Source organism: Chryseolinea serpens (assembly GCF_900129725.1).
Lineage (GTDB): Bacteria > Bacteroidota > Bacteroidia > Cytophagales > Cyclobacteriaceae > Chryseolinea > Chryseolinea serpens.
On sequence record NZ_FQWQ01000006.1, the window covers coordinates 486,232 to 507,372 of the forward strand.

General features: G+C 51.1%; 26 protein-coding genes and 2 tRNA genes. 18 read left to right on the forward strand and 10 right to left on the reverse strand.

Annotated features, from left to right (window positions below; all coding sequences use genetic code 11):
* Window positions 1-69: 69 nt before the first annotated feature.
* The 5 genes from BUB30_RS33545 (at window position 70) to BUB30_RS33565 (ending at window position 3,780) form a co-directional block, all read left to right on the forward strand.
* Window positions 70-288: a hypothetical protein gene (locus tag BUB30_RS33545; protein WP_073143250.1), complete on the forward strand. Its 219-nt coding sequence runs from the start codon at window positions 70-72 to the stop codon at window positions 286-288.
* 200 nt (window positions 289-488) lie between these two features.
* Window positions 489-1,262, forward strand: coding sequence for a TIGR00266 family protein (locus tag BUB30_RS33550; protein WP_073143252.1), 774 nt, complete (start codon window positions 489-491; stop codon window positions 1,260-1,262).
* Window positions 1,263-1,270: 8 nt separating this feature from the next.
* Entirely contained in the window at window positions 1,271-1,846 is a 576-nt protein-coding gene (locus tag BUB30_RS33555) for a Crp/Fnr family transcriptional regulator (protein WP_073143254.1), read from the forward strand.
* 90 nt (window positions 1,847-1,936) lie between these two features.
* Window positions 1,937-2,518 (forward strand): DinB family protein, encoded by a 582-nt coding sequence (locus BUB30_RS33560; protein WP_073143489.1) that lies wholly within the window; start codon window positions 1,937-1,939, stop codon window positions 2,516-2,518.
* A gap of 56 nt (window positions 2,519-2,574) precedes the next feature.
* Window positions 2,575-3,780: an NAD(P)-dependent oxidoreductase gene (locus BUB30_RS33565; RefSeq protein ID WP_073143256.1), complete on the forward strand. Its 1,206-nt coding sequence runs from the start codon at window positions 2,575-2,577 to the stop codon at window positions 3,778-3,780.
* On the opposite strand, the gene BUB30_RS33570 is transcribed toward BUB30_RS33565, so the two are convergent.
* Window positions 3,777-4,205, reverse strand: a complete 429-nt coding sequence (locus BUB30_RS33570; RefSeq protein WP_073143257.1) for a hypothetical protein — start codon at window positions 4,203-4,205, stop codon at window positions 3,777-3,779. The two genes, BUB30_RS33565 and BUB30_RS33570, sit on opposite strands and share 4 nt — an antisense overlap.
* A 76-nt stretch (window positions 4,206-4,281) precedes the next feature.
* Between BUB30_RS33570 and trhA the strand changes: the two genes are divergently transcribed.
* The 4 genes from trhA (at window position 4,282) to BUB30_RS33590 (ending at window position 6,089) form a co-directional block, all read left to right on the forward strand.
* Window positions 4,282-4,914: a PAQR family membrane homeostasis protein TrhA gene (trhA, locus tag BUB30_RS33575; protein ID WP_073143490.1), complete on the forward strand. Its 633-nt coding sequence runs from the start codon at window positions 4,282-4,284 to the stop codon at window positions 4,912-4,914.
* 90 nt (window positions 4,915-5,004) lie between these two features.
* On the forward strand, window positions 5,005-5,307 hold the full coding sequence (locus BUB30_RS33580; RefSeq protein WP_073143259.1) for a DUF4286 family protein: 303 nt from the start codon (window positions 5,005-5,007) through the stop codon (window positions 5,305-5,307).
* A gap of 85 nt (window positions 5,308-5,392) precedes the next feature.
* Window positions 5,393-5,698: a hypothetical protein gene (locus tag BUB30_RS33585; RefSeq protein ID WP_073143261.1), complete on the forward strand. Its 306-nt coding sequence runs from the start codon at window positions 5,393-5,395 to the stop codon at window positions 5,696-5,698.
* 106 nt (window positions 5,699-5,804) lie between these two features.
* Window positions 5,805-6,089, forward strand: a complete 285-nt coding sequence (locus tag BUB30_RS33590) for a hypothetical protein (protein WP_073143262.1) — start codon at window positions 5,805-5,807, stop codon at window positions 6,087-6,089.
* Window positions 6,090-6,153: 64 nt separating this feature from the next.
* On the opposite strand, the gene BUB30_RS33595 is transcribed toward BUB30_RS33590, so the two are convergent.
* A complete protein-coding gene (locus BUB30_RS33595; RefSeq protein ID WP_073143264.1) occupies window positions 6,154-6,633 on the reverse strand; it encodes a GNAT family N-acetyltransferase in 480 nt (159 codons plus the stop codon).
* Between the two features lie 84 nt (window positions 6,634-6,717).
* On the reverse strand, window positions 6,718-7,395 hold the full coding sequence (locus BUB30_RS33600; RefSeq protein ID WP_073143265.1) for a peptidylprolyl isomerase: 678 nt from the start codon (window positions 7,393-7,395) through the stop codon (window positions 6,718-6,720).
* Window positions 7,396-7,474: 79 nt separating this feature from the next.
* Here BUB30_RS33600 and BUB30_RS33605 point away from each other — a divergent pair, with 79 nt between their 5' ends.
* Window positions 7,475-8,020 carry a hypothetical protein gene (locus BUB30_RS33605; RefSeq protein ID WP_073143267.1) on the forward strand — a complete coding sequence of 182 codons (546 nt, stop codon included), beginning with the start codon at window positions 7,475-7,477 and terminating at the stop codon, window positions 8,018-8,020.
* A 91-nt stretch (window positions 8,021-8,111) separates the two neighbouring features.
* Here BUB30_RS33605 and BUB30_RS33610 read toward each other — a convergent pair whose 3' ends face one another.
* Together BUB30_RS33610 and BUB30_RS33615 are read right to left on the reverse strand one after the other, a co-directional pair.
* A complete protein-coding gene (locus BUB30_RS33610) occupies window positions 8,112-9,353 on the reverse strand; it encodes a hypothetical protein (protein WP_073143269.1) in 1,242 nt (413 codons plus the stop codon).
* Window positions 9,346-9,915 (reverse strand): RNA polymerase sigma factor, encoded by a 570-nt coding sequence (locus tag BUB30_RS33615; protein WP_317044245.1) that lies wholly within the window; start codon window positions 9,913-9,915, stop codon window positions 9,346-9,348. Before BUB30_RS33615 ends, BUB30_RS33610 begins: the two co-directional genes overlap by 8 nt.
* A gap of 155 nt (window positions 9,916-10,070) precedes the next feature.
* On the opposite strand from BUB30_RS33615, the gene BUB30_RS33620 reads away from it, so the two are divergent.
* Complete coding sequence (locus BUB30_RS33620) at window positions 10,071-10,796, forward strand: hypothetical protein (protein ID WP_073143271.1); 726 nt, start codon at window positions 10,071-10,073, stop codon at window positions 10,794-10,796.
* 4 nt (window positions 10,797-10,800) lie between these two features.
* Here BUB30_RS33620 and BUB30_RS33625 read toward each other — a convergent pair whose 3' ends face one another.
* The 4 genes from BUB30_RS33625 to BUB30_RS33640 all read right to left on the reverse strand — a co-directional run bounded on the left by BUB30_RS33625 (window position 10,801) and on the right by BUB30_RS33640 (window position 13,070).
* A complete protein-coding gene (locus BUB30_RS33625) occupies window positions 10,801-12,177 on the reverse strand; it encodes a hypothetical protein (RefSeq protein ID WP_073143272.1) in 1,377 nt (458 codons plus the stop codon).
* Between the two features lie 112 nt (window positions 12,178-12,289).
* Window positions 12,290-12,375, reverse strand: a tRNA-Leu gene (locus tag BUB30_RS33630).
* 103 nt (window positions 12,376-12,478) lie between these two features.
* Window positions 12,479-12,551 (reverse strand) — tRNA-Gly (locus tag BUB30_RS33635).
* Between the two features lie 141 nt (window positions 12,552-12,692).
* Window positions 12,693-13,070: a RidA family protein gene (locus BUB30_RS33640; RefSeq protein ID WP_073143274.1), complete on the reverse strand. Its 378-nt coding sequence runs from the start codon at window positions 13,068-13,070 to the stop codon at window positions 12,693-12,695.
* A gap of 72 nt (window positions 13,071-13,142) precedes the next feature.
* Here BUB30_RS33640 and BUB30_RS33645 point away from each other — a divergent pair, with 72 nt between their 5' ends.
* The 5 genes from BUB30_RS33645 to BUB30_RS33665 all read left to right on the forward strand — a co-directional run bounded on the left by BUB30_RS33645 (window position 13,143) and on the right by BUB30_RS33665 (window position 17,078).
* Window positions 13,143-13,805 (forward strand): 3-hydroxyacyl-CoA dehydrogenase family protein, encoded by a 663-nt coding sequence (locus tag BUB30_RS33645; RefSeq protein WP_073143276.1) that lies wholly within the window; start codon window positions 13,143-13,145, stop codon window positions 13,803-13,805.
* An 82-nt stretch (window positions 13,806-13,887) separates the two neighbouring features.
* Window positions 13,888-15,504 carry a Na/Pi symporter gene (locus BUB30_RS33650; protein ID WP_073143277.1) on the forward strand — a complete coding sequence of 539 codons (1,617 nt, stop codon included), beginning with the start codon at window positions 13,888-13,890 and terminating at the stop codon, window positions 15,502-15,504.
* 37 nt (window positions 15,505-15,541) lie between these two features.
* Entirely contained in the window at window positions 15,542-15,898 is a 357-nt protein-coding gene (locus tag BUB30_RS33655; RefSeq protein WP_073143280.1) for a phage holin family protein, read from the forward strand.
* A 5-nt stretch (window positions 15,899-15,903) separates the two neighbouring features.
* Window positions 15,904-16,317 (forward strand): hypothetical protein, encoded by a 414-nt coding sequence (locus BUB30_RS33660; RefSeq protein ID WP_073143282.1) that lies wholly within the window; start codon window positions 15,904-15,906, stop codon window positions 16,315-16,317.
* Window positions 16,314-17,078 (forward strand): phosphoglycerol geranylgeranyltransferase, encoded by a 765-nt coding sequence (locus BUB30_RS33665; RefSeq protein WP_073143283.1) that lies wholly within the window; start codon window positions 16,314-16,316, stop codon window positions 17,076-17,078. Before BUB30_RS33660 ends, BUB30_RS33665 begins: the two co-directional genes overlap by 4 nt.
* A gap of 64 nt (window positions 17,079-17,142) precedes the next feature.
* On the opposite strand, the gene BUB30_RS33670 is transcribed toward BUB30_RS33665, so the two are convergent.
* On the reverse strand, window positions 17,143-17,703 hold the full coding sequence (locus tag BUB30_RS33670) for a DinB family protein (protein WP_073143285.1): 561 nt from the start codon (window positions 17,701-17,703) through the stop codon (window positions 17,143-17,145).
* A 126-nt stretch (window positions 17,704-17,829) separates the two neighbouring features.
* Here BUB30_RS33670 and BUB30_RS33675 point away from each other — a divergent pair, with 126 nt between their 5' ends.
* A complete protein-coding gene (locus BUB30_RS33675) occupies window positions 17,830-19,689 on the forward strand; it encodes a M1 family metallopeptidase (RefSeq protein ID WP_073143287.1) in 1,860 nt (619 codons plus the stop codon).
* Between the two features lie 45 nt (window positions 19,690-19,734).
* Window positions 19,735-21,090 (forward strand): acyl-CoA dehydrogenase family protein, encoded by a 1,356-nt coding sequence (locus BUB30_RS33680; RefSeq protein WP_073143289.1) that lies wholly within the window; start codon window positions 19,735-19,737, stop codon window positions 21,088-21,090.
* Window positions 21,091-21,141 lie beyond the last annotated feature (51 nt).

Sequence of the window (21,141 nt, forward strand, 5' to 3'; positions counted from 1 at the left end):
CTACGGCGGGCAAGCCTTTTTCGTTTTGTCGTGGAGGCCATTTTTAGGGGAATTTGTTACCTTTGGTCTATGGCCAAGAAAGAAAAGAAACCCACTCCCAAAGCGAAACCGCGCGTGCACAAAGAGCTGCAGGGCCTCGACATCACCATCGACCAGTTTGGTGAGATCAAGGCGAACATGAACATCGACAAGCTGAACGAGTTCCTCGACAAGAACGTGGATGACAAGAAGCTGGCCGAGCGCGATGATTATGATGAGATGAAGAAGGGAAAAAAGAAGAAGAAGTAGACCATCCCAATCCAGCCTCGGGGCCGGCCTTGCGCCAGAAGTTCCCCGGTTTTTTTCATTTCCATCTCCATCCTTACGGGTTTCCCGGCCTTTGGAATAATTCCCCGTGTATTTTTCGAATGCCGTCGGTAACGTGATGAGGGTATGTTCCGTTTTAGGAAGATAGTCTAGAAACAGGTTTTAATTTTAATCTATCCCCCATGAAAAAATCACACGAAATTGATTACGAGATCAAAGGCGAGAGCATCCAGATCGTAGAAGTGGAACTCGACCCCAACGAAACCGTTATTGCCGAAGCGGGCGCCATGCTCTTTATGGAAGATGGCATCCAGTTCGAAGCCAAGATGGGCGACGGCTCCAATCCCAGCCAGGGGTTGTTCGACAAGTTGCTTTCGGCTGGCTCGCGCGTGCTCACGGGCGAGTCGCTCTTCATGACACACTTCACCAACCGCGGGGGTCGCAAAGCAAAAGTGGGCTTTTCGGCACCCTACCCCGGCACGGTCATCCCTGTAGATCTTTCGCAAAGTCCCAATAACGAACTCATCGTTCAGAAAGACGGCTTCCTCTGTGCGGCCTATGGCACGAAATTGTCCATCACCTTCAACCGGAAACTGGGCTCGGGCCTGGTGGGTGGTGAAGGATTTATCCTGCAAAAACTTCAAGGCGACGGCAAAATATTTGTGCATGCCGGAGGCACCGTGATCGAACGGACGCTCAACAACGAAATGTTGCGTGTAGACACCGGGTGCGTTGTGGCATTCGAGTCGCAGATCGAGTTCGACGTACAAACCTCAGGAGGTCTTCGCTCGATGGTGTTTGGAGGTGAAGGCGTTTTCCTGGCCACGCTGCGGGGCACAGGTCGCGTGTGGTTGCAATCCATGCCCATCCGCAAGCTGGTGCAGGCCCTGGCGCCCTATGGCCGCAACCGCGGAAAAGAAGCGAGCTCATTGCTGGGTGGATTGTTTGAGGAATAAGCCTGTCCATGAACGCGGAGCAGGAGAAACTCATCGCTATTTTCAATTCGAAGATCACCCTTCACGACGAGGAGGCCACCGCATTGCTGGACCGTTGGCATCACGCCGCCACGCTAAAGCGAAACGATTTCCTGATCAGCAAAGGGCAGGTGGAGTCTAACCTGTTTTATGTGATCCAGGGGAGCATGCGGATCTACTATCCGCATCGCGACGACGAGATTTGTGTGGGCTTTGCGCACGAGGGAAACCTGATTTGTTCGTATCCTTCTTTTATCCGCAACCAACCCTCGGACTATTTTATACAGGCCCTTGCCAAAACGGATCTGATCGCCATCCGGCGACAGGATTTCTATGGGTTGTTCGACGCCTATCCACGCATCGAAAGGGTGTGGCGCCTGTTGGAAGAAGAGGCGTTGCTGGGCAAGATCGAGCGGGAAGTGGAGATGCTCACGTTCACACCCGAAGAACGCTACCACCGGTTGTTGGAACGGAGCGCCCACATTTTTCAAACCATCCCCCGGAAGTACATTGCGTCCTACCTGCGGATGACGCCGGAAACGCTGAGCCGCATACGGCCTTCGTGAGCGCAACGAACACATGGGGTTACACGTTCTTCTTGACGGCGATCAATATTTACGATGCATGGCCCCGGTAGTTTTGTCAAAAAAAATCACATGACAACAAACCAACTTCTCTCCACGCTCCAATCCAATATCCACGCGCTCGTCGAGACGGTGGAAACCGAATTTATGGCGCTGCCCGACAAGGCACTGAACACCAAAGAGGCCCCCGGCCGTTGGAGCATCCTGGAATGCCTGGAGCATCTGAATCGCTACAGCCGCTACTACAATACCGCGCTGGCCAAAGCCATTGCCCATGCAAAGACTTCAACCCAGACCCGCGATGAACCGGCGCGATCCACCTGGCTGGGGCGGAAATTTATCGCTATGTGCCATCCTTCCAACACAAAGAAGCAAAAGACCTTCAAATCCATGAACCCCGCGCAAAGCGTATTGGATCGCTCGGTGATAGAAGAATGGATCCATCACCAGGAGCAGCGCCTGGAGCTTTTGAACGATGCCCGGTCGATCAACCTTAACCAAAACCACGTGCCCATCGAATTCTTCAAATGGCTGCGGTTGAATGTGGGCGACACCTTTCAGTTGCTCGTGGCGCATGAGCAGCGGCACCTGCTGCAGGCCTTGCGCGTGAAGGGCAAGGTGGAGTCCGTTCGGGCGCCTGCGCTGAAGGTTTGAGGATGTGAGAGCAGGTGTTAGCTTTGTGTCCGTTAACCAACCCGTAGAGAAGTGCTATGCGACTAGGTCTTATCCGCGAAGGAAAAACTCCACCCGATAAACGGGTTCCCTTCACGCCCCATCAAGTGGAGGAAATCGTACAGCGTTTTGCCCATGTCACCGTAGTGGCACAGCAAAGTGAGTTTCGATGCTTCAAGGATCAGGAATATGAAGCCGTGGGCATTGCCGCACAACCCTCGGTGGCGGACTGTGATATCCTGATGGGCATAAAAGAAGTGCCCGTGGCGCAGCTCCTGGAAGGCAAGACCTACCTTTTTTTTTCGCACACCATCAAGAAGCAACCCTATAACCGGAAGCTCCTGCAGGAAGTGCTAAAGAAAAAGATCAGGCTCATCGACTATGAAGCCTTGAAGGATAAACAAGGCAACCGCCTGGTGGCCTTCGGGCGCTATGCCGGCATCGTCGGTGCGTTCAACGGGTTGTGGACCTATGGTAAGCGATATGGTGGCTACACCTTGCGCCGGGCTTTCGAATGTTTTGATGTGAACGACCTGAAGCTTGAATTGCGCAAAGTGAAACTCCCCGCCGTGAAGATCATTTTAACGGGCGCCGGTCGCGTGGGAAAAGGCGCCATGGAGACTTTGGATACCGCCGGCATTCGCAAAGTGTCGCCCCAGGATTTTTTAACGCGCACGTTCAACGAGCCGGTCTATGTTCAACTGGCCAGTGCCGACTATCACACGCGCAAAGACGGTGGACATTTTAACCGCGAAGAATTTCATGAGTACCCCGAGCGTTACACCTCGCACTTCAAAGACTTCACGGCAGTGACCGACATCCTGATGGCCGGTGCTTTCTGGAATCCGAAGGCGCCCGTGCTTTTCACCCGCGAAGAAATGACCTCGCCCGATTTTAAGATCAAGATCATTGCCGACATCACCTGCGACATTGGTGGATCTATTCCCAGCACGAAGCAAGCCAGCTCCATCGCCGATCCCATCTACGATTTCGATCCGCGCACGGATGCCCTGAAGCCGCCGCTGAGCAACGATGAATTTGTTACCGTGATGGCGGTCGATAATTTACCCTGCGAATTGCCGCGCAGTGCCTCCGAAGAATTCGGGCGCGATCTGATCGACCGCATCCTCAAGCCGCTGTTGCTGGACGATCCCGAAGGCATCATCGAACGCGGCACCATTGCCCGCGACGGGGCCCTGACGGAGACCTTTCAATACTTGAGCGATTACGTAAAGGGAATTTAGAAGGTGAAGCCGTGGCGGCGGGGGAAAACCAATTTTAGGCCACGTTTATTTTTTCCGGCAATATCGAGGAAGAGATAAGACTCGCGCAGATTTCCCTGCATGTCCCAATAATAATAGCGGCCGATCTTTCCCTGGTTATACGATTGGCTGGTGACCGACCCGATCCAGTACGATTCGCTTACGGGCAGGCTGGCGGGTGTGATCATGGAAGGCACGGCGGGTTTATAGACCACCCGGTCTCTGTCGCCGGTCAGGCCGGGAATAAACCATTTTCCGGAAATTTTGGTTTTTGTGCTGCTGACGTCCGTGGGCATGGGTACGCGCATGGGCATCGGGGCATAGCTCCGTTTAAATTGAGCGGTGGCCGTGGAGGTGATCAGCACGGTGAAGAAAAGCACGGTCGGTAAAGCGATGCGAAACTTCATTTGATGAGGAAGATACTATTTTTTCGGATCATTCCGTTACTTGACCGTAGATATTCGCATTCAAAAAAAAAGGATTATGGAACATAAAACTCCCTCGCTAGGTGAAGAAATAGCCAACGCCATAACGCACGGCGTGGGTGCCTTGCTGGCCATTGCCGGGTTGGTGTTGCTGGTCGTGTTTTCGTCGCTTTATGGAACGGCGTGGCACATTACCGGCTTCACGGTGTTTGGAGCGATGTTGGTGATCCTCTATGTAATGTCCACCCTATACCACAGTTTGCCGTCGCCCCGCGTGAAGCGGCTGTTCCGGAAATTCGATCACATGGCCATCTTCCTGCTCATCGCCGGCACCTACACACCGTTTTGCCTCACCGTGCTGAACGGCTGGTTGGGCTGGACGATCTTTGGATTGGTGTGGGCGTGCGCCATCGGTGGCGTGGTGTTGAAAGCCTTTCACACCGGCAAGGCCGAATGGATCTCGACCTTGTTGTATGTGACGATGGGATGGGCGGTCGTATTCTTTATTAAACCGGTCTATGACCACATGACGACACAAGGATTTCTTTTTTTGGTTTTTGGTGGGGCCAGCTATACGGCCGGTGTTTTCTTTTTTATAAAAGATAAAATGAAATATGCCCACAGCATTTGGCACATTTTCGTGCTCGGCGGAAGTGTCTGTCACTTTTTCGCGGTGATGAGCTTGCTGTAGTTGGACCGGCCATTTTATTTCCATCCTCCATTTTATGTTAAACCCTGCATCGCGCATTCGTTCTGAAAGTAGAAAGCGATACCTTTGAACATGCTTTTATATAACGTGACCGTCGGCATCGATAAGGAAATCCAGGAGGAGTGGCTCGCCTGGATGAGAGAAAATCACATTCCCCGGGTGATGGCCACGGGCATGTTTGTGGACTGGAAAATCTATAAAGTCCTGCACGACCAGGACGACGACGGTGTTTCATACAGCGTTCAATATTTTGCAAACACCATCAATCACGTGACAACCTATCTCGAAAAATATGCCCCCAAGCTCGTAGAAGAGCACCGCACACGTTTCCATAACCGTCATGTTGCATTCATGACCTTGCTCGAAGAGGTATGAAAATCCCCCTATAGAAATAGAATATTTCGTTGTCTTCAAAATAAAAAATATTTACTTTCGTTTCTCTCCCTAAGAGAAGCATAAAATGAAAGTGAGGCTCACCACATTATCGCTAAGCATCCTGTTCCTGTGGGGCAGCCTGTTCGCGTATGGCGAGAGCGTTGGTGACACCAAACCCACGCAGGTGAAAGCCTCCAAAGAATGCGTGTCGAGCACGCTCATCTCGCTTGACGATGCAGACGAGGTGAAGCCTTTGCATTTTCAGGATGCCGTTCCCTTCAATGCATTAATTCTCGTGCCCACGTGCGGGCAGATCATAAATAACAACTTCCGTTCATCGCTGTATAAGCCCATCCGGGCCTATATCGTTTTCAGGGCCTTGCGGAATTAGACCGCCAGGATGTCTCGCCCCGTAACAGTTTGTAAAAACTGTGTTCCCGCAAGATTGTCTTGCACACTTTTTTTTCTATTTACCAACCTTTTTAATTCTCTTGGCTATGAAAGACACCAGAGTGATAAACCCTTCTGATATTCGTCTGTTTTATTTCGGATCGAAAGACGTGCTGTCGAACACAGAAGAAAAGGAACTGCGGCGGAACAAGCTTCTGCGCGCCATGATCCTCAGCAACTGCGAACACATTCCCATTAGCCTATATATGCGATTGCCCAACGGCGAAACCCTCGAAACGGAAAGCGACGTGATCGACTATGCCGACGACTTCGTGATCCTGAAAGGAGGCATCAGCATTCCGGTGTGGACGATATTCGATGTGGATGCCTAGCACCACAAAAGGAGGAGGCCGGAACGTTCCGGCCTCTTTGCTTTTATAACGTTTGCAAAAGGGATCATCCCTTTAGCAATTTTTCGATCTGCTCTTTTTCCAAGGCGCAGTTGATCCACTCCTGGCCCAGCGTTGAGCCATATTTTTTATAGAACACAATGGCAGGCTCATTCCAATCGAGCACCTGCCACACCATGCCCGAGCAGTTTTCCTGCAAGGTCACTTCCAGCGTCTTGTCAAATAAGAGTTTGCCAATGCCTTTTCCCCGTTCCGATTCGGTAACGATGATGTCTTCCAGGTAGAGGCGGCGGCCTTTCCAGGTGGAGTAGCGATAGTAGTAGAGCGCCAGGCCCACAATGCCGTTCTCGTTTTCGGCCACGTAGAATCCATAGATGGGGTTGGGACCAAAGCCGTCTTTCTCCATCATCTCCACGGTGTTGATCACTTCGTCGGGAGCGCGTTCGAAAGTGGCGAGTTCTTTGATGAGCTCAAGTACGCGGGGAAGATCTGATTTTATTCCTTTGCGGAGGGTGGTGTTGTTCATGCGATAAAAATAAAAAAGTATGCTGAATACAGTCGGTCGTGCGAAAGACTTTTCACAGCCTTTCCATGGCGGTCACGGTTATATTTATTTTTTTTCCACGACGGTGACCTTCATCGGAATTTTGCGGAGTGGTTTCTCCAGGTCGTATACCTTTTCGTGAGCGATCTTGTCGATGACGTCAAAGCCTTCCACCACCTCACCAAAGACGGTATATTTTTGATCGAGCGTCATGTAGCCGCCCACCGTTTCGTAGACCTTTCTTTGCTCCGGAGTGTGCGTGATCCCCAGCGTTTTTTCTTCTACAGTGATGTCTTCGGGATAGTAAGGCGTGCCGTGAACGATAAAGAACTCGGCAGCGGACGATTCCAGGTTGGGATTGTTCTCGTCCTGGCGGGCCATGGACAGGGCGCCTTTTTTATGATAATGCTCCGGTCTGAATTCGGCAGGCACGCGGTATTTCAGCTTCTTATTCAGGTCACCACCCTGGATCATGAAGCCGCTGGCGATGCGATAGAAATCGGCGTTTTCGTATTGGCCATCTTTGATGAGCTTGATGAAGTTGGCGCGATGGAGCGGGGTGTCTTCATATAACTTCAACCGCATGGTGCCAAAGGAGGTCTCGATGGTCACTTCGTTCTCGGGATTCTCCTGGCCATATTTGGTGAGGATGTCGCGGACGTTTTCTTGGGTGATGAGGATGGTTTCTTTTTTGGTGCAGGAGGCGAGGAGGAGAATGAGCAGTGCGGCGGTGATTTTTTTCATGCGCAAGGGATTAGTGGTCAAGAAAGGCTAAAATTAATTTTTATCCGGTTATTTTGGAGCACATTTTAAGTTAAATAGTATGTATAAGATAGTTGTCTTGATAGTTTTAAGCCTGATAGGATCAAACGCAAGTGCTCAAAATTATTCGCCTTTAGCGGTCGGGAACAAGTGGACTTTCAGAATGCCGCAAAATTCCTTTGTGGACGAGGTAATCGAAGGAACATTAAACTACAAGGGGAAAAATTATACAAGATGTCTACGAAAATATTCTTGGGGTGATACCGACACACTCTTTTCGAGAGTTGACGAGAGGGGCACACTCTACTCGCTGGACTCAAAATCGAGACAAGAAACTGTTGACATTCCCGGCGAATTGAAAATTGACCATACCTGGGTTAGCTCCGATGGCGCGTGGAGGTACGAAATCAAAAGCCTATCAGGAACACTGACGACACCTAACGATCGGTTTGAAAATTGTCTTGTAATTAAGGCAGAACAATTGACGGGAAGAGACAAGGAAAAGCTGCAGGTGTATTACAATTACTACGCAAAGGGCATCGGATATGTCGGAAGTAAGCTAGAGAAAGGATTGATGGCCTATTTGGAAAAATGGGAATTGAAATAGGTCGTCCTCAGTCGCTGGTGAAGAGCAAAAGAATTATAAAGCGTTGGGGCGAATGCATATTATTCAGAAAAAATAATCCCTCTCGACGCTTTCAACGAATGGTGAACCAATAAACCCCACGCACCCCAAAAAACCGTGTCCTCGTTTCTTCGACGCCCTGCGTTCCAAGTCCGTGATTGTAAAAGAGGGAGGCTTCGATTGCTCGTCGGTCCTTCAGTGCGTGACTAAAGCCTAGCGAGAGATTGATGGTCCCAGGATAGATGGTTGTTTTTTTTGCGGTAGCGGTAGAGATTATAGATGTCGGATTTGCGGTTTGGTTATCGAACCGGTAGGTATACTCCAGGTCTTCGTTCAGATGGATGGTCGAAGAATAGCCGATGCCGGCAAGCCAATGATTGGCCAACGAAAGCGGGTATCGGAATTTCAGGTTTAGTGGGATTTCGAGCATGCGGTAATCGATCTCGGCACGTTGCAGATCGCCCAAATGGGTGTCTACTCCGGGTAGGGGGGCGTTTGCCAATATTTGTTCATCATGAATGGCATAAGAACGTGTGCTGTACTTCGCGCCGGTTTCCAATGCCAGGGACGGCGAAAAAATCAAGTCCGCCAGAATGCCTGCACCTAAATTTGCATGACCGTCGCCCAAAGAATACAGGCCATTTGAAAATTCAACAGCGGGACCCAGTGTTAATCCAACACCCCGGCTATAGTGCTTCTCCAGGTTGTAGATGGTTTTTGCAGAAAGCGATCGCTCGATGGAAGGGTTCATTTCCTTGTGCTCACGAGCAACGCGAGAACTCTTGCCTTCCACCTCATGCGGCGTGATGCGTGTCGGAGCGGCTGCGTTCATTGCGTCATACTCCGATGCCGATTCGTTACCGGGCACAAAAGCTGCTCCATTGTTTTTTTGCAAAAGGTTATCGGCCATTAATTTTCGATTGGTCTCTTCCAATGTGGCAATTCGCCGGATCAGCGATGCGGTCAACAAAGATCCTTGCTGCCGGCTGTCAATGATCCGGACAGTATCGGCTTTTCGCATCTGCAATTGATGAACTTCTGCACGCAATTTCTCAATCTCCCCGGTTTGCGCGGTCAGGGTTTTAACTTCCTCCTCCAGTTCGCGCGTTATCAACCATTGTTCTCCAAGAATGATCATCGTGACAATCAACAACCCCGTGCCAATCAACAACTCGACACGGTGGCGTGAATACCATGATGCCGTCGACATTGCTGCAATCTGGTGATGAAGTCCGGTCAGGGCGCCAGGTTCGCCCGGATGCTCGTATTCGCGCAATTTTTTTCTTATGGCACTATCGAACCTGTTGTCATCCATGCTGGCTGTACTTTAGCTTTTCTTCCTGGTCCGTCATCAGCATTTTCTTAAGCTTATTTCTGGCAATGGCCAGATTCGATTTCGAAGTGCCTACGGTGATGTTGAGCTGGTTGGCGATCTCTTCATGTTGATATCCTTCGATAACAAAAAGATTGAACACCATGCGATAGGAGGGCGGAAGCCTCTGGATCGAAGAAATGATCTCTTGCGCCGAAAGATTATCCAGGGCGGTTTCGGATAATGATTCATGCTGAACGTGCGAAATGTCAAGGCTGTAGTAATGTTTCTCGTTTCTCCTGAAATAATCAATGGCTGAGTTGATCATGATCTTCCTCAACCATCCGTTGAACGACAAACCTGTGGAATACAAATGAAGCTTGGAGAAAATTTTGATAAAGCCATCATTCAAGATCTCGATGGCCTCTTCGCTTGTCCTGGAGTAGCGCAGGCAAATGCCCATGGCGTAGGCGTAAAATTCTCTGTAGAGCCGGTCTTGGCTCATGCGATCCCCACTTCGACAAGAATCCAGGAGTTTATATAGTTCGGTCTCTTTGATAGGCAGTGTTTTAGGTGTGACCGTTAAATAGTAACACGCAAGTTTTTGCCTAAGGGTTGGTTGCGCCTTGTTAAAAATTGAAATAAACCTGGCGAACCAACCTATTCTCGTTTTCTCCCGTGATGTCAGTGTTTCTCCATCCACCCTTAATTTACCGCTTTATGAAAAATATAACCCTCTATGCACTTCTTTTCATTGCGCTGATGCGTTGCGGCAAAGACGAAGACCCTGTGCCGGAAAATCCTGCGGATACGCCTTACGATGTTGCGATCGACCCCAATGATTTTGAAACCACCAGCATTGTCGGGAACGAGTTCTTTCCTCTCATTCCGGAAAAAACCTATGTGTATGAAGGCAAGAGCGACGAGGGTGGCGACACCCGCATCCTGGTGGCGTATACCAGCAAGACCAAAATGATCCAGGGCGTTACTTGCGTGGAGGTGCATGATCAAGCTTATGAGAATGGTAGTTTGGTCGAAGACACGTACGACTGGTATGCCCAGGACAAGCAAGGCAATGTGTGGTACTTCGGCGAAGCGACCCAAACTTTTGAGAACGGTCAGGTAACGGGCACAAAGGGATCGTGGGAAGCGGGCGTCAACGGCGCCATGCCGGGGATTATTATGTTGGCAAAACCCCTGGTCAGTATGTGGTACAGACAGGAGTACTTTAAAGGCGAGGCCGAAGACGTTGCCCAGGTACTCAGTAGTGCCGCGTCTGTCAGCGTACCGTATGGCTCATTTGAGAATTGCTTGCAAACGGCGGAATGGAGCTTGTTGGAAACGGGGATCGTGGGGCAAAAATATTACGCTCCAGGTGTTGGGGTGGTGAAGTCGATCGGGGTGAAGGGCGAGTCGGGTTATGAGGATTTGAAGGAGATCCAATGACGATTTAATCTCCCCCACATCCCCCACAACTGCTGCAGGAACTTCCACAACTCGACCCGCAAGACGAACTGCTGGAACTGTCCCAACTGGACGAATCGTTGTTGAGGGCCGAATCAAAATCCTTCACTACCGGAAAAAAAGTCGTTGACAACACTGCCGGTCCCATAACAAAGAAACGCCATGACCAGTCCTTGCGATTTTCTTTTGTTGGCAGGATCTCGTTTTCGTAGAATGCGGGAATGGTGTTTATGCAAACCAATTTTGTTAACCGCACAAGGTAATAGCCTGCACCGTAGGTTAGTACAAAAAGAACGATGACCAGGTTCGCGACTTCCTTATCTCTCATCAATCCGGTCGAGAGCCGCACAAACCCCAACAGGATCAAAAAGGCGTACACAGCGAAGTTGAGATAGAAAAGCTTCCCGAAGACTGTCGATTTTGAGAAATACTTTTTGAAAGCGTCCATCGAATTTGAAATGTTGCTGAAGGCAGGTTTGCTTGTCAACGTTCGTAGCAGTAAGGGGTATTCTCTTTGCTCGCGATCTTTCAGTTCTTCGAAAATGGTATACTGTTCAACATTTTCCGGTTTCGCGTCCGGATTCAGTTTCAAAGCATTGTCTGTTTTGACAACCTCGATCATGTTTTCGTCAATCAGTTGGCTCACGTTTCCATGGACTACGTTGGCGAGCTTCTGTGTTTTGAGATACACCAACTCCATCGGGTCGAGATGATGAATGAACGTGAAGCGTTTGAAACCCTTGACAATGGTTGTGAGGCGCCATTTATTGAATTCATGCAGGCCGACGCCGGAAGCAATCGCCAGGATGCTATAACCAATCAGGAAGTACGGATTGTCGATGTGTATGTAGACCGGCTTCAAAAGAAAATAAAAAGGGATCAGCGACACGATCGTCACCAACATGGCAAAAATCACAAAGGTCCTGATTTTATATTTGGCCTTTGGCAGTCGCAAAGCTTCATACATGCCCGCATACTCCCATATTTCACGCGGCTGCTGACCGAAGGTGTCGGCATACAATTTTTTTGTTCGCTCTTTGGCTTGCTGAAATTTCTCGAAGTCTTCCCGGTTGTGCGTGGAGGGAATGTGTTGAATGGCCTTCCCGATCAGATCACACAGATCGGCATACGATTTTGTGAAGATGAGATGCTGATGCCAGACCGTGTCCACAATTTCTGAAGGCGACACCATGAAACTGGAGGTCCCGGCCAGGTACATAAATTTTTTATATTCCAGGATGGCCTTGCGTGTAAAGTCCTGCGTCCAAAAATTTTCGGCTGCGAGGCGGGTGGAAAATCCATATTCGCTGATGGGATCGTCGAGGTCGAAGGCTGCTATTTTTTCCCAGAGAATTTTATCCATAGTGATGATGGCTTAGGGTTATGCACAAAGGCCGCTATGGGCCGCAGATTTAATTACGCAGTGTGAGGGAATTTATAAAGGGAAAACCTGGCGACGGGGTTTTCCTTTTGAGTACCCAGGGCGGGACTTGAACCCGCACGACCTTTTGGGGTCACAGGATTTTAAGTCCTGCGTGTCTACCAATTTCACCACCCGGGCAGGTTTTGCTTGTGGGCATTTCTTGCTGACAACGAGGGAGATCTTTTTACAAACCTCCTGAAAAAATAATCCCCTTTCCATCCGGAAAGGGGCTATTCTTTTGAGCGGGAAACGAGACTCGAACTCGCGACCCCGACCTTGGCAAGGTCGTGCTCTACCAACTGAGCTACTCCCGCAAAATCTTGGTTGTGTGTGGGTGTGATCGATTTGGGAGTGCAAATTTAATTCCGATTCCTAAATTTCCAAATTCACATCAAAAATCTTCGTTTTTTAATGGATTTAGCCAAAAAATTCGTGTTTCGGTCACCCGCCAAACATCACGGTTTCAGGGCGATACACGAGATCTCCACGTTCACGTCTTTGGGCAGGCGGCTGACCTCCACGGTTTCGCGAGCGGGCGGGTTTTGGGTGAAATATTTTCCATAGACCTCGTTCACTTTGGGGAAATCGCCCATATTCTTTAAAAAGATCGATGTTTTCACCACGGCACTAAAGTCCAGCCCGGCGGCTTTCAGGATCGCGGCGAGGTTGGCCATCACCTGGGTGGTCTCTTCTTCGATGGTGCCTTTCACGATCTCGCCCCCCTTCATGGGAATCTGACCACTGATGAAAAGCATGTTGCCGGCCTGGATGGCCTGGCTGTAGGGACCTATGGGTTCGGGTGCATCCGAGGAATAAACAACAGTTTTTGCCATGTTTGTGAAGTTTAAAAATTAATTTAGCAGTCGTCAAAAATAAACAATCGTTCAACGGATTTAGCTTCGCGCATGAATATTTTAGTTATCGGTGAGCCCGTCAACCTGCAGGAATGTCACCAGAAATTTGGTGACAAGCACATTTACTCCCGGGTAGACGAGCACCGCGACGCGGAAAAGTTTTTGAGGAACAGCGACTTGGTCTTCGACTTCATCATCGAAGAAGAAGTGCACCAGTTCGAGATCTATAACGAATACGCCGCCACCGCCTTCATCAATACGTGCAAGGTGAGCCTGGGCGAGTTGGTACACCTCACCGACCATGCCTTGGAAAGCACGATCTTCGGCTTTAACGGCCTGCCCACATTTCTTTCGCGCGAGGTCATGGAAGTGAGCCTGTGGAAACCCGAAGACGAACCCCGCCTCCGGAGAATTTGCAGCGAGCTGAAAACGGATTTCCTGCTGGTCGACGATCGCGTCGGACTGGTCACGCCGCGCGTCGTGTGCATGATCATCAACGAGGCCTACTATACCGTGCAAGACGGCACCGCTACCCGCAAGGACATCGACCTGGCGATGAAGCTGGGGACAAACTATCCCTATGGACCCTTCGAGTGGTGCCAGCGCATTGGAGTGAAGCATGTGTACGAGCTCATCGAGGCGCTGTATGATGACACCAAGGACGAACGCTATAAGATCTGCCCGTTGTTGAAGAAAGAGTATTTGAAAAACTAGCGCTTGCCCCGGCGTATTAAGTTATTGTTAATCCAGGAGGGCCTGTGAATTTTAAAGGTATTTTTAGCGCACATTAAAGAAGTTGGAACCCGTCCCACACACCGAGTCGAACCTGAACGCGAATCACAACGCCTGGAGTAACGTCCGCATCGTGCTGGCCATTGCCGGGGCCTTCGTGTTGTTCTTGTTTGCCCTCGACCTGATGACGTCGTCGCTGCAACACATGGGAAAAAATGTGGCTGAGACCATCTTGCTGGCCACATCAAATCCGTTTACGGGATTGTTCATCGGGTTGCTCATCACCGCCATGTTGCAGAGCAGCTCCACGACCACCTCGCTGGTGGTGGCGCTGGTGGCCTCGGGGTCGATCACGCTGCAGAGCGCCATCCCCATCATCATGGGCGCCAACATCGGCACCACGATCACCAGCACCCTCGTGTCGCTGAGTTTTATAAACAAGAAAAAAGAATTTCGCCGCGCCGTTGCGGCCGGCACGTATCACGACTTCTTTAATATCCTCACCGCCACGGTGCTCTTCCCGCTGGAATATTATTATGGATTTCTGTCATCACTTTCGGCCTGGATCACCAGTTTCTTTTTCAGTCCCGTGGCCGCGCCGGTGCAAAACAAGATCTCGCATTTTTGGGTGGGCTTTAGTCCCGTCATTGACTTTTTGATCCGGGAGGTGCCGAGCCCATTTTTCCTGGCCTTCACGGCACTGGTCCTTTTGTTTTCATCCATCCTGATCTTTCGCAGGCTGATCTCCAATTTGCTCAAGGCAAAGTCGCCGGAGCAATTTGGCCGCTTCTTTTTTAAGAACCAGTTTAAATCTTTTTTATGGGGCTTGCTGACAACGGCGGCCATCCGCTCCAGCACGATCACCACATCGGTGGTGGTGCCCATCGTGGCCAAGAAGATCGCCAACCTCAAGCAAGCAGCGCCCTTCATCATGGGCGCCAACGTGGGCACTACCATCACCGCGTTTATCGCGGCCACGTTAAACGCCAACACGGCGCCGGCCATCAGCATCGCGATCGCGCACTTCCTTTTTAATTTTATCGGCGTGTTGTTGTTCTTCCCCGTGCCGGTGATGCGCCGGTTGCCGATGGCCCTGGCGGAGGGATTGGGAAAGCTTGCACTGAAATACCGGCTGGTCGGTTTCGTCTACATCCTGGTGACGTTCTTCTTTGTGCCCTTCACCCTGATTTATTTCAACCGCGACTCGATCAAGACCCTGGACCTGGACTATGCGGAGACCACTGCTACGGGTGAGACCGCTCCCTACCGTGTGGTGATCCGCACCAACGTGCGCACACAAACGGGTGAATGGACAAAATATAACAGCGATGAGCCAGGAGCCGAGCCCGCCTTTATTTATCCCATGACGGTGAAGAACAACACCTTGCTGGTGGGCAAACAAATGTTCCGTTTCAGCCGGCCAGGTTTCTGTTGGGATGGCGAAGACGAGAAGGGGAAGTTCAAAACCTGTATCGTGCAGATCCTCCCCAAAATGGAAGTAGCCGGGCAGTCGTTCGACTCGGTGTTTGTGGCACAGGTCAACTATGAGCACGCCATCGATTCCGTTGCCCACCGCTATTACATGAATGCCACCTATAAGATCCTGTTGCAGCACGAGATCCTGACCCCCGGAAAGGCCCCGCTCGTGGCTGAAAAGCTCACCCGGTTTGGGATGGAGTGATCTTCTCTTTATATTGCATGATCACATTTACAGAGCCGTGCTGAAAGATTCAATACTGAAATTTCTGAAACTGGATACCCTCATCGAACACCTCACCGGCTTCGTGGAGACCCGCATCGAGTTGATGAAACTGGAGATCAAGGAAGAGGTGGCCAAGGCCATGGCACGTGTGTTGATCCTGGGACTTTTGATGGCCGTGTTCACTTTGTTTATTATGCTGATAAGCATGGCCGTGGCCTTCAAGATCGGCGAATCCCTTGGTGCATCCGTAGGCTTTGCCATCGTGGCGGGCTTCTATTTGCTGGTGGGCGTTTTGCTTGTGTTGATGCGCGAGGGCATCCGCGAGACGCTGGAAAAACAGCTTGGCGAAATCATGAAGAAAAAGAAAAAGTAGCGCGTATGGAGTTGCTGGAATCGAACGACCCGAAATTGGAACTGTTAAAGAAGTCTGCCAAGCACCGGCAGGATCTGGAAGATGAAGTGCGGTTGATCTCTGCCAAGACGGAACGGATCATCACCAACGCCCTCATCATCGGTGGAACACTGGCGGCCGCCTACGTGCTGGTGCGTCAGTTCTCTGGCCCTTCCAAAAAACGTAAAAAAGTAAAATCACAAAAATTGAAAGTGGTGCAGGCTGCTCCCGCAGACGCTGTCGAGGTGGAAGAGGAAGAATCCTTTGCTCCCGGCATTGTGTCGCAGGTGGGGCAGGCCATCGCCAGCCAGGCCACCGTATTCCTGCTGGGCCTGGCCAAGGAAAAACTTTCGGAGTTTCTCCAGGGTCAATTCGAAAAGAAAGAAGAAGAAAAGCAATGAGCGTCCTTAAAACCCTGCGCGACCGGCATGCGCTGGGCAAAAAATCCATCGCCGTATTGGTCGACCCCGACAAGGCCGAAGACCCCGCACGGCTGATGCAACTCGTGAACCTGGCCAGCGAAAACTGCATCGACTTTTTCTTCGTAGGCGGAAGTCTGGTCACCACATCCAACCTGGCGGAGGTGGTGAAAGTGATCAAAGAAAATGTGACCATCCCCGTGGTGCTCTTCCCGGGTAACTCCATGCAAGTGGAGCCCACAGCCGATGCGTTGTTGTTTCTATCGCTCATCTCGGGCCGCAACCCCGAGCTGTTGATCGGCCAGCATGTGGTGGCCGCCCCCATCATCCGCAATACGAAACTGGAAGTTATTCCCACGGGCTACATCCTCATCAACTCGGGTCGCATCACCTCGGTGGCCTACATCAGCAACACGATGCCGATCCCCGACGACAAATATTCACTGGCCGCTTGCACAGCGCTGGCCGGGGAGATGCTGGGGCTTCAATCCATTTATCTAGATGCCGGCAGTGGCGCGGAAAAAGAGATCAGCGCCAAAATGATCGCCACCGTGCGCAAGTCGGTGAGCGTACCCCTTATTGTGGGGGGTGGCATCAACACCAGTCAAAAAGCGTTCAACGCTTTGGAGGCCGGTGCCGACATGATCGTGATCGGCAATGCGCTGGAAAAAAACCCCAATCTGCTGATCGAGATCTCCGATAAGGTGTATGAATGGAACGAAAGTATAGAAGCGGGTAAATAGACCGGCTGACTTGTGTAAAAAAAAGAGGCTTCCGCTGTGGAAGCCTCTTTTTTTTGATATCCGATCAGAACAATTTTTCTTCCGGGGGTTTGATGTTGCTCAACCGGAGATAGACGGTGGTTTGTCCGCGATGGTGGGTTTGGTGTTCGAAGGTCTTGGCCAACGCCACCTGGCGCGTCATGTCCATGTTGAAGACTTTCACCATTTCGCCACCCGTGGCGTCGTTCATGCCTTTGGCGATGCCGATCACGTAGTCATAGCTGTCCATCACCGCGGTGGTCAGTTCGGCTTTGGTTTTGTATTTGTCGGATTGTTCCATCGAGCCAAAGGCGACGGGACTTTGTTTGCCGGCGGCGGCAGAGGACAGGCCATAGTTAGCTTCCGCGAGGTGAAGCATTTGTTGCCGGAAGCTGCGCATCTCGCCGGTGGGTTTGAAGTTGATGGAAGCGTCGGTGGAAGCATCCAGGTAAGATTTTGTATAGGCCTTGGCACGTTCCCAGTCCGCTACATTTTGCGTCATCTGTTCCAGGGCGACGCGCTTGTTTTCGGCGCGATTAAAGGATACCAGCACACTGGCCATCACCACAAGGGCAACGACGGTGAGTACAATTTTGGTGGTTTTCATAACATTGGGGTTTTTGGGTAGGATGATAAAGGTAAGCTTTCGGTGAAGATTACAGAAGCCCTTTATCATAATGTTCTTGGTTAACAGACCTGCGCGGGCGTACTTTGGATGAATAGTATTTGACCTATGAAGAATCTTGCAGTATGTTTATCCCTGATCGCCGTGATCATTTACGGATGTTCTCCCGCTGAAAAGCCGACCGAAGTTATGACCATACAAGACCCGCACACTTTTTCTGTTCCCGGCACCGCCACCGTGACGCATCTGAAATGGAAAGCCACTGTCGATTTCGACACCAAGACCATCAAAGCCACCGCCAGCTGGCAGATCAAAACCCAACCCGACGCCGACGTCATCATCTTCGACACCAAGGATCTGACCATCGATAGCGTGACCTTTGACGACGGCAAGCCAGCCGACTTCAAATTAGGCAACCCTGACAGTTTGTTAGGGAAGCCGCTGGCCGTTCTCCTTCGGCCCGGTGTGAAGACGGTGAACATCACCTATCAAACCGCACCCGGAGCAGAAGCGTTGCAGTGGCTTTCGCCGGCACAGACCGCGGGCAAACACGAGCCTTTTTTGTTCACACAGTCGGAAGCGATCCTGGCCAGGAGCTGGGTGCCGTGTCAGGATTCGCCCAGTGTCCGGTTCACCTACGAGGCCGACGTCACCGTGCCCAAACAACTTTTGGCGCTCATGAGCGCTTCCAATCCACAACAAAAGAATGCGAGCGGCACCTACCATTTTGAAATGAAACAACCCATACCGTCCTACCTGTTGGCGTTGGCAGTGGGGGATATAGCCTTCAAACCGGTCAGCGCCCGCAGTGGTGTTTATGCTGAACCCTCGGTGGTAGACACCGCCACGTGGGAACTGGTAGATATGGAGAAAATGATTGCAGGGGCAGAAGAGTTGTACGGCGCTTATCCGTGGGAACGCTACGATGTGATCGTTCTGCCACCCAGCTTCCCGTTTGGTGGAATGGAAAATCCGCGACTCACGTTTGCAACGCCCACCATACTGGCCGGCGATCGTTCGCTCACTTCACTCATCGCGCACGAGCTCGCCCACAGCTGGTCGGGCAACCTGGTGACCAACGCCACCTGGAACGACTTCTGGCTCAACGAAGGCTTCACCGTCTATTTCGAACACCGGATCATGGAGAAGCTGTATGGCAAGGACTACTCCGAAATGCTGGCCATGTTGTCGCTTCAGGAATTGAAGGAGACCATCGCTGCATTGAAAGCCGACAACCTGTATGGCGACACCAAACTGAAACTGGACCTCGAGGGGCGCAATCCCGACGACGGCATGACCGACATCGCGTATAATAAAGGCTATTTCTTTTTGAGGTCGATCGAAGAACAATATGGCCGCGACAAGTTCGACGCCTTCCTGAAAGATTACTTCACGGCGAATGCCTTTCACGGCGTGAACACCGATGGCTTTATACGCTATATCAAAACCTATTATAAAGACAAATTCTCGATCGCGTTAGACGACGCAAACTTCACCGCCTGGATCTTTACCGAAGGCTTGCCTCAAAATTGCCCCGTGCCCGTGTCGGACCGCTTCGCGAAAGTGGACGCCTTCCTGGCCCAATGGAAAGCCACCGGAAAAACCGATGACGCAGTGGCCAAGGCCTGGAGTACGCACGAGTGGCTTCACTTTATCAAAAATCTACCCGACAAGTTGTCACCGGCACAATTGAAGGCGCTCGATACGTTTGGTCACTTCACGGCCTCGGGCAATTCTGAAATTGTTACTGCCTGGCTGGTCAAGACCATACGCTTCGGCTACACGCCTGCGGAGACAAAACTGGAGGACTTCCTGGTCCACAATGGCCGTCGTAAATTCCTGAGCCCGCTGTACAACGAGTTGGTGAAGACGCCGGAAGGCAAGAAAAAAGCGCAAGCCATCTATCGGAAGGCGCGTCCGAACTATCACTTCGTGGCGACCAACACATTCGACAAATTGCTGAAGTAACCTAATGTCCCTGCATACGTCCTTCAAACCTTAACCGCTTCCACTATGTCTATCATCAAGAAATTCAAATCGACCCTGGGCCTTTTGCAGACGCTCGACCTGGATAAGATCGGGAAACTCTCGCAAAAAGTAGACCTCAACAAAATGGTGGGGTTGGTGAGCAGTATGAAAGAAGAAGATCTGCAGAAGCTGATCAAATTCATGGAGGGCGGAAAGAAGAAACACGAGTTCCCCGAAATTGATGGCGACTTCTACGATTTGCACGATCTCTTGAAGCCAGATGAACAGGCCATCGTCATGCAGGTGCGTGAGTTTATGCAGAAAGAAATCCGGCCGATCGTGAATTCGTATTGGCTGAAAGATGAATTCCCACACCAGATCATCCCGGAATTGGCCAAGCTCAACATTTGTGGGCTCACCTATCAAGGCTATGGTTGCCCCGGAAAGTCGTCGTTGCTGGAAGGCTTCCTGGCCATGGAGATGGCGCGGGTGGATTGCTCGGTGTCCACTTTCTTTGGTGTGCAGAGCGGGTTGGCGATGGGTTCCATATACTATTGTGGATCGGAAGAGCAGAAACAAAAATGGTTGCCCCCCATGCAACGCATGGAGCTTATCGGCGCGTTTGGCCTCACGGAACCCGAAGTGGGCAGTGGTGCGGCCGGCGGACTTACGTGCACCTGTAAACGCAATGGCGATAAGTGGATCATCAACGGACAAAAAAAATGGATCGGCAACGCCACGTTTGCCGACGTCATCATCATCTGGGCACGCGACCTGGACGATGGCAATGTGAAAGGCTTCATCGTAGAAAAAGACTCACCGGGTTTTAAAGCCGAAAAGATCAAAGGGAAGATGGCATTGCGGATCGTGCAAAATGCACTGATCACATTGACCAACTGCGAGGTGCCCGAATACAACCGCCTGCAGGAGGCGAATGGCTTTAAGGATACGGCCAAAGTGTTGCGCATGACCCGCGCCGGCGTGGCGTGGCAAGCCGTGGGTTGTGGTCGCGGGGCCTATGAAAGCGCGCTGCGCTATACGAACGAGCGCAAACAATTTGGCCGGACCATCAGCAGCTTCCAGATGGTGCAGGATCTTTTGGTGATGATGCTGAGCAACCTCACGGCCATGCAAACCATGGTGTGCCGCCTCTCTCAGTTGCAGGACAGCGGCCGGCTCACCGACGAGCATGCGTCGCTCGCAAAAGTATTTTGCACCTTGCGCACCCGCGACATTGTGAGCCACGCCCGCGAACTGTTTGGGGGCAACGGTATTCTGATTGAAAATGACATCGCCCGTTTTGTGGCCGATGCGGAGGCGATCTATTCTTACGAAGGAACAAAAGAGATCAACACCCTCATCGTTGGCCGGGCCATTACAGGACAGAGCGCTTTTGTATAAAATTTAAATGGACGTTATGCATCACGGGGCTGTGAACACGCACGGCTCCGG

Excerpts from the sequence above, each read along its gene's own strand:
- BUB30_RS33545 (WP_073143250.1), top strand. The coding sequence starts at position 70 with ATGGCCAAGAAAGAAAAGAAACCCACTCCCAAAGCGAAACCGCGCGTG.
- BUB30_RS33550 (WP_073143252.1), top strand. The coding sequence starts at position 489 with ATGAAAAAATCACACGAAATTGATTACGAGATCAAAGGCGAGAGCATC.
- BUB30_RS33555 (WP_073143254.1), top strand. The coding sequence starts at position 1,271 with ATGAACGCGGAGCAGGAGAAACTCATCGCTATTTTCAATTCGAAGATC.
- BUB30_RS33560 (WP_073143489.1), top strand. The coding sequence starts at position 1,937 with ATGACAACAAACCAACTTCTCTCCACGCTCCAATCCAATATCCACGCG.
- BUB30_RS33565 (WP_073143256.1), top strand. The coding sequence starts at position 2,575 with ATGCGACTAGGTCTTATCCGCGAAGGAAAAACTCCACCCGATAAACGG.
- BUB30_RS33570 (WP_073143257.1), bottom strand. The coding sequence starts at position 4,205 with ATGAAGTTTCGCATCGCTTTACCGACCGTGCTTTTCTTCACCGTGCTG.
- trhA (WP_073143490.1), top strand. The coding sequence starts at position 4,282 with ATGGAACATAAAACTCCCTCGCTAGGTGAAGAAATAGCCAACGCCATA.
- BUB30_RS33580 (WP_073143259.1), top strand. The coding sequence starts at position 5,005 with ATGCTTTTATATAACGTGACCGTCGGCATCGATAAGGAAATCCAGGAG.
- BUB30_RS33585 (WP_073143261.1), top strand. The coding sequence starts at position 5,393 with ATGAAAGTGAGGCTCACCACATTATCGCTAAGCATCCTGTTCCTGTGG.
- BUB30_RS33590 (WP_073143262.1), top strand. The coding sequence starts at position 5,805 with ATGAAAGACACCAGAGTGATAAACCCTTCTGATATTCGTCTGTTTTAT.
- BUB30_RS33595 (WP_073143264.1), bottom strand. The coding sequence starts at position 6,633 with ATGAACAACACCACCCTCCGCAAAGGAATAAAATCAGATCTTCCCCGC.
- BUB30_RS33600 (WP_073143265.1), bottom strand. The coding sequence starts at position 7,395 with ATGAAAAAAATCACCGCCGCACTGCTCATTCTCCTCCTCGCCTCCTGC.
- BUB30_RS33605 (WP_073143267.1), top strand. The coding sequence starts at position 7,475 with ATGTATAAGATAGTTGTCTTGATAGTTTTAAGCCTGATAGGATCAAAC.
- BUB30_RS33610 (WP_073143269.1), bottom strand. The coding sequence starts at position 9,353 with ATGGATGACAACAGGTTCGATAGTGCCATAAGAAAAAAATTGCGCGAA.
- BUB30_RS33620 (WP_073143271.1), top strand. The coding sequence starts at position 10,071 with ATGAAAAATATAACCCTCTATGCACTTCTTTTCATTGCGCTGATGCGT.
- BUB30_RS33625 (WP_073143272.1), bottom strand. The coding sequence starts at position 12,177 with ATGGATAAAATTCTCTGGGAAAAAATAGCAGCCTTCGACCTCGACGAT.
- BUB30_RS33640 (WP_073143274.1), bottom strand. The coding sequence starts at position 13,070 with ATGGCAAAAACTGTTGTTTATTCCTCGGATGCACCCGAACCCATAGGT.
- BUB30_RS33645 (WP_073143276.1), top strand. The coding sequence starts at position 13,143 with ATGAATATTTTAGTTATCGGTGAGCCCGTCAACCTGCAGGAATGTCAC.
- BUB30_RS33660 (WP_073143282.1), top strand. The coding sequence starts at position 15,904 with ATGGAGTTGCTGGAATCGAACGACCCGAAATTGGAACTGTTAAAGAAG.
- BUB30_RS33665 (WP_073143283.1), top strand. The coding sequence starts at position 16,314 with ATGAGCGTCCTTAAAACCCTGCGCGACCGGCATGCGCTGGGCAAAAAA.
- BUB30_RS33670 (WP_073143285.1), bottom strand. The coding sequence starts at position 17,703 with ATGAAAACCACCAAAATTGTACTCACCGTCGTTGCCCTTGTGGTGATG.
- BUB30_RS33675 (WP_073143287.1), top strand. The coding sequence starts at position 17,830 with ATGAAGAATCTTGCAGTATGTTTATCCCTGATCGCCGTGATCATTTAC.
- BUB30_RS33680 (WP_073143289.1), top strand. The coding sequence starts at position 19,735 with ATGTCTATCATCAAGAAATTCAAATCGACCCTGGGCCTTTTGCAGACG.